Consider the following 13,309-nt stretch of genomic DNA (forward strand, 5'->3'; position numbering starts at 1 on the left):
CGAGATGGACGGCCCCGGCCGTGCTCAACCGTACGAAGTACTGTCTTGGACACGCTCATGCGGACGGAGTTGGAATGGGTGAGGACCGGAGCTCGTCGATCCGTCTGCGCGTTCTCGACGTCGTCACGGACGGGGCGCTCAGGGAACTCGACCTGGACAAGCTCCTGGAGGTGCTGCTGGAGCGCGTCCGCGAGCTGTTCGCGGTCGACACCGCCACCGTCCTGCTGGTGGACCGCAGCGGCGGGCAGCTGGTGGCCAGGGCGACCTCGGGACTGGAGGAAGAGGTCTTCCAGGGCGTGCGCGTGCCGGTGGGCAAGGGCTTCGCGGGCCGCGTGGCCCAGCTCCGCGAACCGGTCCAGATCGAACGCGTCGACGAGTCCACAGTGGTCAACCCGCTGCTGCGGGAGCACGGGCTGCGGGTGCTGCTCGGCCTGCCGATGATCGTCGAGGACGTGCTGATCGGGGTCGTCCACGTCGGCAGCACCACGTCACGCCGCTTCACCGACGAGGAGATCGAGGCCCTGCGGCTCGTGGCCGACCGCCTGGCGGTCGCCGTGTACGCGGACCGGATGCGCGCCGAACGCGCCGCCGCGAGCCTGTTGCAGGAAAGCCTGCTGCCGACCCGCCTGCCGAGCGCCGAGGGCTGGGAGCTCGCCGCCCGTTACGTCGCGGGAGCGGAGATCGGCGTCGGCGGTGACTGGTACGACGTGTTCAGCCTGCCCGGCGAGCGCATCGGCGTGGTGATCGGCGACGTCGTCGGCAGCGGACTGAAGGCCGCCGTCGTCATGGGACGGCTCAGGAGCGCGTTGCGCGCCTACGCGCTGGACCACTCCGATCCCGCGGAGGTCCTGGACAAGCTGGACAGGAAAGCCGGCCACTTCGAGACCGACACCATGGCCACCGTCGCCTACGCGATCATCGACACGGCCACCCACCGCATGAGCCTCGCCGTGGCGGGACACCTGCCCCCGGTCGTCGCGGTGCCGGGCGGCGAGGCGAGGTTCGCCGCCGTCCACGTCGGTCCGCCCATCGGTTTCGACCTCGGCATCGCCCGCCGCACCACCGCCTTCGACGTACCGCCGGGCACGCTGATCGTCCTGTACACGGACGGCCTGGTGGAACGCCGGGGAGAGGATCTCGACGTCGGCCTGGAACGGCTGCGCGAGGTCGTCGCCCCGACGGAGCCCGAGGCGGCGTGCATCCGCATCATGGCCACGATGGTCGGCGACCAGCCGGCGACCGACGACATCGCGCTGGTGGCGATCCGGCACAGCGGCTGATCCCCAACGGCCGGCGCGGCTTCCTGCGTGCTCAAACCGGTCGACTGGGACGTCAGCGCTCTCCGGGGCAGAGCGTCCAGGTGCGGGTGATCGACCAGGCCACCGGCGCGTGGGGGCACCTGATGGTCGACCAGCTGCTCTTGAGCGACTGACCGCGCCCGTCTAGCCGGCGTCGATGCCCTCGCGGGCACGGGCGATCTCGAACGGGTTGGCCATGTTCTCGGCGAGCACCAGCGCCTGTCGATGCGCTGCGACCGCATCCGGATCACCCATGCGGCGCAGCGTTTCGCCGAGCTCGTTCAGCGTCTCGCACTCACCCACGCGGTCGTTCACGCTACGCAGCAACGCGAGCGCCCGCCGGTGCCGGTCCAGCGCCTCGCTGAACCGGCCGGCGGCCCGCAGCACGATCGCGAGGCTGCCCAGGAGGTGGCCCTCGATGTCGTCCGAACCCCACTCCCGGTTCAGCGCCAGTGCACGCAGGCAGTTCGCCTCCGCCTCGGCGACGTGGCCCTGGTGCGCGAGCACCAGCGCCATGTTCCCGAGCGCTCCGGCCCGTGTCTCAGGGGGAATGTCCGGGTACCGGAGTGCCCGCTCGTAGTACGCGATCGACTCGGTGTCCCTGCCGAGCCGGGCGTGCGCGGCGCCGAGGTTGTTCAGCGTTCCGCTCACCGACCGTTCGTCGCCCAGCGCGGCGAACAGGTCCAACGCTTCCTCGTAGCACCGCACGGCTTCTTCGATCCGCATGTTCCAGAACAGCGCCACACCGAGGTTCTTCACGGTGGTAGCCACACCCCGCGCGTCCCCGGTCTGCCGGGCGGCGGCCAGCGCGCGTTCCGTGCTCGGCACCCAGTTCGTGCTGTAGCCGCGGGCGTACCGGAAGTACCAGATCACGTTCGCGAGCCGCCACGCGTGGTCGTGCCAGCCGTGTGCGGCGGCGAAGTCACCGGCCGCCACGATGTTGTCGATCTCGTCGTCCAGTTGGCCGGACCGCAGGTAGAAGTCCAGCAGCCGCCTGGTCCCCGCCGGGTCGGGTTCCGCGTCGCGCGCGTACTTCAGAACGAGGTCGTGCATGCGGTAGCGGCCGGGCCGGTGCTGCTCCACCAGGTGAGCGGTCTCCAGCTCGGCGAGCGCGCCGGGGTCCCCGCAGAGAGCAGCAGCCGCCGCGTGGCTGATGTCCGGTCCGATCATCTGGCCGAGCAGCCGGAACGCCTTCGCCGCACGCGGTGAGAGAGCCCGGCAGGACGACGCGAGCACAGCGCGCAGGCTGGCGCTGGGATCATCGCCGTCGAGCGCCTCGAGACCGTCCGTGAGCTCCGTGGACAACGCCGCCAGCGGGAACTCCGGGTGCTGCGCCGCACGAGTGGCGACGATGCTGAGCGCCAGCGGCAGCCCCGCGCAGTACCGCAGGAGCTTCGAGGCCTCCTCGGGCTCACCCTCGAGTCGTTGTGCGCCAACGTGGTGCGCCAGCAGCCGCCGGGACTCGTCCTCGCTGAGGCAGTCGACGAACAGGCGCTCGCCGGTCACGTCGCCGAGATCGTTGCGGCTCGTGACCAGGACACCGCAACCGCCGCCGGGCAGCAGTGCGGCGACCTGCGCGGCGTCCCGTGCGTTGTCCAGAACCACGAGGATCTTCCGCCCGGCCACGAGCGTCCGGAACAACGCCGTGCGTGCGTCCTCGTCGTGTGGAATGTCCTGCGGCGGTACCCCGAGAGCGTGCAGGAACGACCGCAGCACAACCGTTGCCGCCACCGGTTCGCCGGTCGGGTCGAAGCCCCGCAGGTTCGCGTAGAGCTGGCCGTCCGGAAAGCAGGCCGCGTTGTCGTGCGCCCACCGCAACGCGAGCCAGGTCTTGCCGACCCCGCCAGTGCCCGCGATCGCCGAGATCGCCACCGTGCCACCGCCCACGACCGCGTCCAGCCGCTTCAGGTCGTCGTGCCGCCCGACGAACGACAGCGGGGCAGCGGGAAGCTGCCGCGGCACGACCAGATCCCGCCGCGTGGCAAGGCGTTCCGCGTGCAGCCGCGCCCGCAGCCCATCAGCCCACGGCGTGTGCACGCCGAGCAGCGCCTCACCCGACCACAACGCGAGCGCCTCTGACCCGCGTCCCGCGTCGCGCAACAGCCGGAACCGGTGCAGGTCCACGGACTCGGGTTCGGCCCGGAGCAGATAACCGCCGGCCAGCGAGACGATCGTGCGATCGCCGTCACCGAGCAGCGCCCGCAACCGGGCGACGTGGTTGCGCAAGGACGCGCGAGGATGGTCCGGAAGGTCGTCGCCCCACACCCGATCTACGAGCGTGTCGCAGGAGAGCACGGTGTTCACGTCGACCAGCAGCGCGGCCAGCAGCCCGCGCAGGCGGGGCTGCGTGATGGCGGCGACGCCCTCTCCGGTGTGGATCCCGACCTCGCCGAGCAGCACGAATCCTCTGGCCATCGCTCCCTGTGTACCACGGTTCGCAGCGGAGCGACCGGGCCTTCGTGCGCCGGCTCTGCCGCGGGGACAGCGGGAACCTGGCTGATCCGCACAAAGGTCCAGTACGCCGAACACCACCGACAAGACTCTGTTGATGTCCTCGATGTCGTGATCAGCCGGCAGCGGGCACACGTGCCCTCGCCCCCTGGGCGGAGGGCGAGGGCACGCGACGGCAGCGTGGTGGCTTGTCGGAGCACCCACCTGCCGGCCTGGAGGGAACCTACTTCGACGGGGCGATCAGCCCGCCGTTGCCGGCACGGGCGGCGTCGAAGCGGCGGGTCACGTCAGCCCAGTTGACCAGTGACCACAGCTTCTGCACGTAGTCCGGGCGCACGTTGCGGTACTGCAGGTAGTAGGCGTGCTCCCAGGCGTCGAACACCAGCACCGGGGTGGTGTTCATGCCGACGTTGCCGTGGTGGTCGTAGACCTGCTCGACGATCAGCCGCTGCGACAGCGGTTCCCAGGCCAGCACGCCCCAGCCTGAACCCTGCACCAGCGAGGTCGCGGCCGTCAGCTGCTTGGAGAACGCCTCGAACGAGCCGAAGTGCTCGTCGATCGCCGCGGCCAGCTCACCGTCGGGCCGGTCGCCGCCTTCGGGGGAGAGGTTGTCCCAGAACATCGTGTGCAGGACGTGCCCGGACAGGTTGAACGCGAAGGTCTTCTCCAGGCCGACGATGCCGGAGAAGTCCTCCTTCTCGCGCGTCTCGGCGAGCCGTTCGAGCATGTCGTTGGCGCCCTTGACGTAGGCGGCGTGGTGCTTGCTGTGGTGCAGCTCCAGGATCTCGCCGGTGATCGCGGGCTCCAGCGCCGCGTAGTCGTAGGGCAGGTCCGGCAGCACGTACTGGCTCATCAGTCTCTCCGGGAAGCTTCGCGGTGGGTATCGCCACTCTTTCGCAATAGCCAAGATCTCGCAACAGTGGGGGATCGATGCGACTTGACCGTGGTCGGCGCGAACGAGCTCGCTGTGCTGGTCACGCCGCTGAAGCGCCTGTACCGCCGCTTTTCCGGCCCGCTCCGGGCACGAGAGCGAGGAGCGGTTCACCGGATCCGCCGACAGGGTCACGGCTCATCTCGCGGTCTCCGGCACGCATGGGCACGGTCGACCCGGCGGAGGGGCGCCGTGGCTGGAGGTCCCTTGACCACTGGACGCTCCCGGTGCTGCCGTCTGCCACAACGTCCTGGTGCTGTGTCAGGGTGCGGCCGGCGAAAGGTTCAGGATGGCGAGGAGATCCAGGTACTCGGCCTTCGTCCACACGGTGCCGGTCGGGTTGCACAACCGGTACTCCGCGGCGTGCAAGCGGTCGTAGGCGCCGCGATCCACGTCGAGGAGGCATCGGATCCGATCCTGCTCAGCCTTGATCACTTGGCTGGCCGCGTCGCCGGTCATACCCGCTCCTGTTCGCGCGTTCGGTTCTGGTCGCCGACACGTGCGCCCACAACCAGGTCATCGTTCCAGGCGGTGCGCGTCGGGAGACGTGGTGCAGGAACAGGTTCCCCGGCAGGCGTGGCGGGCTTTGCGGCGGTGGTGGACGAACCACAGCAGGCCGGCGAGTCCGAACAGGACGGTGGAGACGACGAACAGGCCGGTGGTGGCCGCGGCGACCCCGGCACCGCTGACCAGCCCGAGTGGCAGGAGCAACGGGAGTGCGCAACAGCCCGCGCAGGCGAGCGCGGCGAGTGACGCGACGACCTTGCTCCGTCTCGGCGGACCTGCCTGCTCGGGGGTGATCGGCAGCTGGACGGCATCCCGGCCGGACGTGCTCATGTGAGGCCTTTCGTGACCGTTGTGAGCTCGATGAAGGGAATCGGGCAGTCCGGGCAGCTGCAGTTGGTCAGGCTGTCGCAGCGGGCGTCGACGACGCGCTGGAGCCCGCCGCGAATCGTGGTGAGGTCCTCGATCCGGCGGTCGACTTCTTCGAGCTTCGCCCTGGCGCGCTTCTGCAAGTCGGCGGAGGGGTGGCGCCGCCGGCCGGTGTCGAGGAGCTCGGCGACCTCGTCGAGCGTGAATCCGAGTCGTTGGGCGGCTTTGACGACGCGCAGCAGTGCGAGCGCGTCGTCGTCGTAGTCCCGATAACCACCCACGGATCGTGGCGGCTCCGGTAGCAGCCCGCGTCGCTCGTAGTAGCGCAGCGTCTGGACGTTCACGCCGGCCGCCGCGGCCAACTCACCTGACTTCACCGCCCCTCCCTCCTCAGGCCCGTGCGGCGAGTGCCGCCTGAGCCTGTGCGGCCAGGCCGTCGAGGACGATCTCCTTGTCCTGCGGCACTCGGACGTCGACGATCACCGCGTCACCGGCGCGGTTCACGGTGAAGTCGAAGAACGAACAACACTCGGCTTCGCGCGCGGTGAGGTCGCGAGCGTCGGCCTCGACCGCCGCGCCGCCGAGCAGGTGCAGCCGCAGCAGACCCGGCTCCTCGCGGCGCACGTCCCGCAGCGAGGAGCCGAACAGCGTCTCGAACTCCGCGAGCCGGGCAGGCTGGTCGGCGGTCGGCAACGTGCAGGCCAGACCGTCGACCCATCCCTCCACCGCATCGGCGGGTGGCGCGGACCGGATGGAATCGGACACCATGCCGCACACCTCCAGAACGTTCGGATCAGGGCCAACACCACAACGCTAAGCCTGTACCCGGGTACCGACTTCAATGAGACCCGCATCACACCCGCCGGGTGGTGGACACTGAAGCTGTGGACAAGCAGGCCGTTCACCACGACCTCGAACGCGCGCGAACGACATTTCGCGCGTTGCTGGACGGCGCGACGGACGACGACCTGCGGCGCCGCTCGAACGGCACGCTCTGGACCAACCGGCAGCTGTTGTTCCACATGCTGCTCGGATTTCTGATCATGCGTGCACTGCTCGCCCTGGCCAAGGTCATGGCGCGGCTGCCGGACCGGGTGGGCCGCGGTTGGGCGAGGTTGCTCAACGCGGGCACGAAGCCGTTCGACGTGGTGAACTTCGCCGGCTCCTGGCTCGGCGGCAGCACGATGCCCCGCAAGGCGATGGTCGTCTTGTGTGATCGCTGCATCGCGGCGTTGCACCGGCGCCTCGACCGGGAGAGCGACAGCGGGCTGGCCAAGGGGATGCCGTACCCGACGCGGTGGGATCCGTGCTTCCGCGAGTTCATGACCGTGGCGGACCTCTACCGCTTCCCGGTGCGGCACTTCGACTTCCACCGCGAGCAGCTCTCGTTGCACTGATCCGCGTCACCTGAGCAGACGGCGGACCACGTGAACGGCGTCGCGCCCAGCGCCTCGCAATGTCGCGGAGGACAGGGCCGCGTTGCCGTTCGAGCCCGATGAGGAAGGTCAGGCCGGGCAGCGCGCTGTACCCGGCTGGTGAGAACACCTAGTTGGTCGTTCGGCGCTCGAGGAAGACGGTGTCGCGCCACACGCCGTGGTGTCGCGCGATGCGTTCGCGGACGCCGAGGGTGCGGAAGCCCGCGGAGTGGTGCAGGGCGAGGCTGGCGCGGTTCTCGGGGAAGATCGAGGTCTGCAACGTCCAGAGTTCGGAGTCGTCGGCGGCGGTGACCTGCTTGTGCACCAAGGCTTTGCCGACGCCGCGACCGCGGAAGTCCGTGCCCACGTAGACGGACGTCTCGGCGACCCCTGCGTAGCGGTCCCGCGCGGACACCGCCGTCGCGGCGGCCCAGCCCGCTACCTGGCCGTCGATCTCGGCTACCCAGCGGTGGTCCGGCAGCCACTTGGCGTCGAGTGCTCTGCGTTGGGGGACTTCGGTTTCGAAGGTCGCGTCGCCGGTGGCGATGCCCTCGGCGTAGATGCGGCGCACGGCGGTCCAGTCCTCGTCACGCATCGCGCGGACGGTGACGTCGCCGGGGAGGTCGACCGGGCAGCACGGACGCTGTGCGAGCACTCCCATGACGACGTCGGCGGCGTGCGGGAGGCCGGTGCAGCACGACGGGTTCACGCTGACGTGCGTCGCCGTGCCTTCCTTGTGCTGCCTCAGAAAGCCGACCTCGACGAGCTTGCGCACGTGGTGCGAGCAGGTGGACTGGCTGATGCCGAGCAGGTCGGTCAGCTCGCCCACGGTCATCGACCGGCCGGCAGTCGCGACGGCGTGCAGCAGGCGTACGCGGGTCGGTTCAGCGAGGCACGCGAACCACTCCGCGTAGGTCGCGGCGTCGTTGGTGGGCAGCACGGCCGGGGACGTCGTCATGGCTGAAGTATCGACGCAAATCGATGGTTGCGTCAATCGATCCCGGTCGATACAGTCGGCGCACTGATTTGAAACTCTTCGATGCAAGGGGTGTGTGGTGGGCGAGTTGCCAGTCGTCGTGGTGGGTGCTGGACCTGCGGGTTTGTCCGCGGCGGCGCACTTGGTCGAGCGAGGTGAGCAGGTGCTCGTGCTGGAGGCGGGCGACCACGCTGGTGCAGCCGTGTCGCAGTGGAACCACGTCCGGCTGTTCTCGCAGTGGAGCGAGCTCGTCGATCCGGCGGCCGAGCGGCTGCTGAGCCGGGCCGGCTGGGTGCGGCCCGACGGTGACACCTGTCCGAGCGGCGGGGAGTGGGTGGAGAGCTACCTGCGCCCGCTCGCCGACGTGCTGGGCGACCGGGTGCGGTTCGGGGCGCGCGTGGTGGGGGTCGCGCGGCGTGGGCGGGACCGGATCGTGGACGCCGGACGCGAGGACGAGCCGCTGACCGTGCACGTGCGGACCGCCGCGGGGGAGGAGCGGGTCACGGCGCGAGCGGTGATCGACGCGTCTGGCACCTGGGGCTCGCCGAACCCGCTGGGCGGAGACGGACTTCCCGCTGTGGGAGAGAAGGCGGCGGCCGACAAGATCGTCTACCGCGTGCCGGACCTCGTGGCCGAACGCGCTCGCTACGCGGGCAAGCGGATCGCGGTTGCGGGCAGCGGGCACTCGGCGCTGACCGCGTTGGTGGTGCTGGCGGAACTCGCCGAGCAGGAGCCGGGCACGCGGATCGTGTGGCTGTTGCGGCGTGGTGCCGTGGGCAACGCCTTCGGTGGCGGGGAGGCCGACCAGTTGCCGGCGCGCGGTGCGTTGGGTCTGCGGGCGAAGAAAGCCGTTGAGGCCGGGCACATCACAACCGCCACGGGGTTCCGCACGGCCGCTGTCGACCGGGCGGCAGACGGCAGCCTCACGCTGGAGTCCTTCGACGGCCACCGGGTGGAGGGCGTCGACGAGGTCGTGGTGCTGACCGGGTTCCGGCCTGACCTGTCCTGGTTGTCGGAGGTCCGTCTCGAGCTGGATCCGGTGCTGCAGGCGCCGACGAAGCTCGCGCCGCTGATCGACCCGAACGTGCACTCGTGCGGCACCGTCTACCCCCACGGTGAAACCGAGCTGCGGCACCCGGAGCCGGGCGTGTACCTCGTCGGCATGAAGAGCTACGGCCGTGCGCCGACCTTCCTGTCGCTGACGGGCTACGAGCAGGCGCGCTCGGTGGTGGCGGCGATCGCAGGTGATCACGAGGCGGCCGGACGCGTGGAGCTCGTGCTGCCCGAGACCGGGGTGTGCGGTGGTGCGGGTGTGTTCGACGCGCCGGAGGTGGAGAACGAGGGCGGCTGCTGCGGTTCGCCGGAGCAGGGTGAGCTGACGATCGGCCTCGCGCCCAGCGCACGCTGAGGCAACGGCAGCCTGGTCTCGACGCCGGCTGCACGCTGGATGTCGGCATCAGCGGCCGCCGTCGCCCTGGGCCTCGTTTCGATGCACATCACAGTGGGGTGGATCGACTTTTGTCGATCCAAACCGTAGGGTCGTCGCCGTGCTGGACACCGTGGGATACGACCCCGAGGTCGCCGCGCGCCTGTTCAAGGCGCTGGGCGACCCGGTGCGCGTGCGGTTGGTCGCACTCGTCCGCCGCACCTGGGGCGGCGAGGCGTGCTTCTGCGACCTCGCGACCGAGTTCGACATGCCCCAGTCCTCGCTCAGTCACCACCTCAAGATCCTCGTCAACGCCGGCGTCCTGCAGCGCGAGCGCCGGGGCACCTGGAGCTGGTACCGCGTCGACGAGACCGTGCTCGACACCGTGGCACAGCTGCTGACTCCCGGCGGCCCGCTGCGTGAGGCCGCCGCCTGCTGCGACTGAACGCGCCCGATCGAACCTGGAGAAACCGTTGAGCACTGAGGTGGCGTCGAACGACGTCCTGCACCGGCTGTCCTTTTTGGACCGTTGGCTGCCGGCGTGGATCGGCCTGGCCGTGGTGGTCGGGCTCGGCCTCGGCCGGTTCGTGCCAGGGCTGCAAGGCCTGCTGGAGGCGGTGAAGATCGGCGAGGTGTCGCTGCCGATCGCGCTCGGCCTGCTGCTGATGATGTACCCGGTGCTCGCGAAGGTCCGCTACGACAAGCTCGACACCGTCACCCGCGACAAGCGCACGATGGTGTTGTCGTTGGTGCTGAACTGGGTGCTCGGTCCGGCGTTGATGTTCGCGCTGGCCTGGATCTTCCTGGCCGACCTGCCCGAGTACCGCACCGGCCTGATCATCGTCGGACTCGCCCGCTGCATCGCCATGGTGATCATCTGGAACGACCTCGCCTGCGGTGACCGGGAGGCCGCCGCGGTGCTGGTGGCGCTGAACTCGGTGTTCCAGGTGGTCGTGTTCGGTGTGCTCGGCTGGTTCTACCTCGACCTGCTGCCCGGCCGGCTCGGTCTGGACACCGCGTCGGTCGACTTCTCCGCGTGGGAGATCGCCAAGTCCGTGCTCATCTTCCTCGGCATCCCGCTGCTCGCCGGCTACCTGAGTCGCGAGCTGGGGGAGCGGTCGCGTGGGAGGGACTGGTACGAGTCGAAGTTCCTGCCGCGTGTCGGCCCGATCGCGTTGTACGGCTTGCTGTTCACGATCGTCATCCTGTTCGCGCTGCAGGGCGGGACGATCACCAACCGGCCGCTCGACGTCGCTCGGATCGCGCTGCCGCTGCTGGTCTACTTCGCGATCATGTGGGCGGGCTCCTACGCGCTCGGCAAGGCTTCCGGGCTTTCCTACGAGCGGACGACGACGCTGGCGTTCACCGCGGCGGGCAACAACTTCGAGCTCGCGATCGCCGTTGCGATCGGCGTGTTCGGCGTGACCTCCGGCCAGGCGCTGGCCGGGGTGGTCGGCCCGTTGATCGAGGTGCCGGTGCTCGTCGGGCTGGTCTACGTGAGCCTGTGGCTGCGTGGCCGTTGGACGGCACGTGCCCAGGTCTGATGTTGTCGTGATCGGCGGCGGCCAGGCAGGACTGGCCGCCGCCTACTACCTGCGCCGCGCGGGCATCGACCACGTGGTGCTGGACGCACAGCTCACACCGGGCGGCGCGTGGCCGCACGGGTGGGACTCGCTGCGGCTGTTCTCCCCGGCACGCCACAGTTCGCTGCCGGGCTGGCCGATGCCGCCGTTCCGCGACGGCTGTCCGACCGCGCAACACGTCGTGGACTACCTCGCCGCTTACGAGAAGCGCTACGACGTGCCTGTGCGCCGTCCCGTCCGGGTGACCTCAGTCAGCCGCACCGAGCGCGAACTCCTCGTGCACACGGACGTCGGAGACTGGTCGGCGCGGCACGTGATCAGCGCGACCGGCACGTGGTGGCGCCCGTTCCGCCCGCGGCTCGACCTCCCCGGCCGCCGGCTGCACACCGTCGACTACCGCGGGCCGGCCGAGTTCGCCGGACAGCGCGTCGCGGTGGTCGGTGGCGGCAACTCCGGGGCACAGATCGCCGCGGACCTCGCCGGGCACGTCGAGCTGACCTGGCTGACCCGCCGGCCACCTCGCTACCTGCCCGACGAGATCGACGGCAAGGCGCTGTTCGACATCGCCACCCGCCAGGTCGGCGGAGTCGGAGCACTCGGCGACATCGTTGCGGTGCCACCGGTACGGCAAGCGCGTGACCGCGGACTGCTGGTGGCACAACCGTTCAACGACGAAGCACTGTCTCAAGCCGACGCGGTGATCTGGTGCACCGGCTTCCGCCCGGCACTCGGACACCTGGCGCCGCTGCACCTGCGGGCGTCCAACGGGCTCATCCCGACCACCGGCACCCAGGCCATCGGGGAGCCCCGCCTGCACCTGCTGGGCTACGGCGACTGGACCGGCCCCGCCTCGGCGACGCTCATCGGCGTCGGCCCCACAGCCCGCGCCGCCGTGGCGCAGATCGCGAACGCGTGAACAGCAGGCGAACGCCGGCGCTGGAGGGTTGCCGGGAGAATCAGCTCAACGGATATTGAGTCAATGAACGTTGAGTGGTCGCCGTCGCTGGTCGCGCGGGCGCAACTGCACGCCGCGCTCGGCGAGCCTGCCCGGCTGGCGATCGTCGACCGGCTGCTGCTCGGCGACGCCTCGCCCAGCGAGGTCGGCCGCGAGCTGGGCCTGCCGAGCAACCTGTTGTCGCACCACGTGAAGCTGCTCGAACAGGTCGGCGTGCTCGAACGCACCCGCTCCGAAGGAGACCAGCGCCGCACCTACCTCCGGCTGCGCACCGGCGCCCTCGTCGACCTCGTGCCGACGAGCCTGCGTGCGGCACCGCGCGTGGTCTTCGTCTGCACGCACAACTCAGCGCGGTCACAGCTCGCGGCCGCCTTGTGGCGCAAGCGGAGCAAGGTGCCCACCGCGTCCGCGGGGACCGAACCCGCACAGCGCGTGCACCCGCTCGCCGTCGCCGCGGCACGGGCGCGCGGCCTGTCGCTGTCCCGCGCCCGCACCTCCCACATCGACCACGTGCTGCGACCGGACGACCTGGTGGTCGCGGTGTGCGACAACGCCCATGAACTCCTCGACACCCACGCGGACCGCCTGCACTGGTCGGTGCCCGATCCCTCGCGCGTCGGCACCGGCGCCGCGTTCGACGACGTCCTGCGTGATCTCGCCGGCCGGATCGACCGGCTGGCACCCGCCGTTTCACACCAGGAGTGAACGAATGACCGAGACGCACGAGCACCGCGACCTGAGCATCGACCAGCAGCTCGCGCTGCGCACCGCCGCGACTCGCCTGCAGGCGCAGTTCGACGGAGTCTTCGGCTCCGAGACCATCGAGCGCTTCCTGCATTCCGGCTACGACCAGTTCGCCTCCCGCAGCACCGTCCCGAACTTCCTGCCGCTGCTCGCCGAGCGGTTCGCCCGCCAGCGCCTGAAGGCACTCGCTGTCGTCGAAGGCCACGTCGACGACGGCAAGCCGATCGTGCTGTTCCTGTGCGTGCACAACGCGGGCCGCAGCCAGATGGCGCTCGGCTGGTTCGAACACCTCGCGGGCGACGGCGCGGTGGGCTGGTCGGGCGGCTCCGAACCCGGCTACGAGATCAACCCGTCCGCGATCGCCGCGATGGACGAGATCGGCATCGACATCTCCGGCGAGTACCCCAAGCCGTGGACCGACGAGATCGTCCGCGCCGCCGACGTCGTGATCACCATGGGCTGCGGCGACGCCTGCCCGGTGTTCCCCGGCAAGCGTTACCTCGACTGGGCCCTCGACGACCCCGCCGGCAAGGACGTCGCCGCCGTCCGCTCCGTGCGCGACGAGATCGAACGCCGCGTCCGCGGACTGCTCGAGGAACTCGGCGTCCCCGTCCGCGCCTGACCGAACACCTCGCGCAAGGGCCTGTCCGCGCTTCG

At 70.2% G+C, this 13,309-nt stretch carries 15 protein-coding genes; 8 read left to right on the forward strand and 7 right to left on the reverse strand.

What is annotated here, in order from left to right; all coding sequences use genetic code 11:
• Positions 1-74: 74 nt before the first annotated feature.
• Positions 75-1,280 carry a PP2C family protein-serine/threonine phosphatase gene (locus tag AOM45_RS16940; RefSeq protein WP_030468331.1) on the forward strand — a complete coding sequence of 402 codons (1,206 nt, stop codon included), beginning with the start codon at positions 75-77 and terminating at the stop codon, positions 1,278-1,280.
• Positions 1,281-1,442: 162 nt separating this feature from the next.
• On the opposite strand, the gene AOM45_RS16945 is transcribed toward AOM45_RS16940, so the two are convergent.
• The 6 genes from AOM45_RS16945 to AOM45_RS16970 form a co-directional block, all read right to left on the reverse strand.
• Complete coding sequence (locus AOM45_RS16945; protein ID WP_081902193.1) at positions 1,443-3,713, reverse strand: ATP-binding protein; 2,271 nt, start codon at positions 3,711-3,713, stop codon at positions 1,443-1,445.
• 259 nt (positions 3,714-3,972) lie between these two features.
• Positions 3,973-4,602 (reverse strand): superoxide dismutase, encoded by a 630-nt coding sequence (locus AOM45_RS16950; RefSeq protein ID WP_030468329.1) that lies wholly within the window; start codon positions 4,600-4,602, stop codon positions 3,973-3,975.
• 339 nt (positions 4,603-4,941) lie between these two features.
• On the reverse strand, positions 4,942-5,139 hold the full coding sequence (locus tag AOM45_RS16955; protein WP_035910465.1) for a nuclear transport factor 2 family protein: 198 nt from the start codon (positions 5,137-5,139) through the stop codon (positions 4,942-4,944).
• 57 nt (positions 5,140-5,196) lie between these two features.
• Positions 5,197-5,517 (reverse strand): hypothetical protein, encoded by a 321-nt coding sequence (locus tag AOM45_RS16960; RefSeq protein WP_030468328.1) that lies wholly within the window; start codon positions 5,515-5,517, stop codon positions 5,197-5,199.
• Positions 5,514-5,930, reverse strand: coding sequence for a MerR family transcriptional regulator (locus AOM45_RS16965; protein ID WP_035910464.1), 417 nt, complete (start codon positions 5,928-5,930; stop codon positions 5,514-5,516). Before AOM45_RS16965 ends, AOM45_RS16960 begins: the two co-directional genes overlap by 4 nt.
• A gap of 13 nt (positions 5,931-5,943) precedes the next feature.
• A complete protein-coding gene (locus tag AOM45_RS16970) occupies positions 5,944-6,321 on the reverse strand; it encodes a hypothetical protein (RefSeq protein ID WP_051783600.1) in 378 nt (125 codons plus the stop codon).
• 101 nt (positions 6,322-6,422) lie between these two features.
• Between AOM45_RS16970 and AOM45_RS16975 the strand changes: the two genes are divergently transcribed.
• Positions 6,423-6,950: a DinB family protein gene (locus AOM45_RS16975; RefSeq protein ID WP_236703717.1), complete on the forward strand. Its 528-nt coding sequence runs from the start codon at positions 6,423-6,425 to the stop codon at positions 6,948-6,950.
• 148 nt (positions 6,951-7,098) lie between these two features.
• Here the strand turns inward: AOM45_RS16975 and AOM45_RS16980 are convergent, their stop codons facing one another.
• Complete coding sequence (locus AOM45_RS16980; RefSeq protein ID WP_030468324.1) at positions 7,099-7,926, reverse strand: helix-turn-helix domain-containing GNAT family N-acetyltransferase; 828 nt, start codon at positions 7,924-7,926, stop codon at positions 7,099-7,101.
• 97 nt (positions 7,927-8,023) lie between these two features.
• On the opposite strand from AOM45_RS16980, the gene AOM45_RS16985 reads away from it, so the two are divergent.
• The 6 genes from AOM45_RS16985 (at position 8,024) to AOM45_RS17010 (ending at position 13,274) form a co-directional block, all read left to right on the forward strand.
• Entirely contained in the window at positions 8,024-9,352 is a 1,329-nt protein-coding gene (locus tag AOM45_RS16985; protein ID WP_030468323.1) for an FAD-dependent oxidoreductase, read from the forward strand.
• Between the two features lie 139 nt (positions 9,353-9,491).
• Positions 9,492-9,815 carry an ArsR/SmtB family transcription factor gene (locus AOM45_RS16990; protein WP_051783598.1) on the forward strand — a complete coding sequence of 108 codons (324 nt, stop codon included), beginning with the start codon at positions 9,492-9,494 and terminating at the stop codon, positions 9,813-9,815.
• 28 nt (positions 9,816-9,843) lie between these two features.
• A complete protein-coding gene (gene arsB, locus AOM45_RS16995; protein ID WP_030468321.1) occupies positions 9,844-10,914 on the forward strand; it encodes an ACR3 family arsenite efflux transporter in 1,071 nt (356 codons plus the stop codon).
• Complete coding sequence (locus AOM45_RS17000) at positions 10,901-11,869, forward strand: ArsO family NAD(P)H-dependent flavin-containing monooxygenase (protein WP_030468320.1); 969 nt, start codon at positions 10,901-10,903, stop codon at positions 11,867-11,869. Before arsB ends, AOM45_RS17000 begins: the two co-directional genes overlap by 14 nt.
• A 63-nt stretch (positions 11,870-11,932) precedes the next feature.
• Positions 11,933-12,613, forward strand: a complete 681-nt coding sequence (locus AOM45_RS17005; protein ID WP_030468319.1) for an arsenate reductase/protein-tyrosine-phosphatase family protein — start codon at positions 11,933-11,935, stop codon at positions 12,611-12,613.
• A 4-nt stretch (positions 12,614-12,617) separates the two neighbouring features.
• Positions 12,618-13,274, forward strand: a complete 657-nt coding sequence (locus tag AOM45_RS17010; RefSeq protein WP_030468318.1) for an arsenate reductase ArsC — start codon at positions 12,618-12,620, stop codon at positions 13,272-13,274.
• The last annotated feature ends 35 nt before the right edge of the window (positions 13,275-13,309 follow it).

This window comes from Lentzea aerocolonigenes (assembly GCF_000974445.1).
Lineage (GTDB): Bacteria > Actinomycetota > Actinomycetes > Mycobacteriales > Pseudonocardiaceae > Lentzea > Lentzea aerocolonigenes.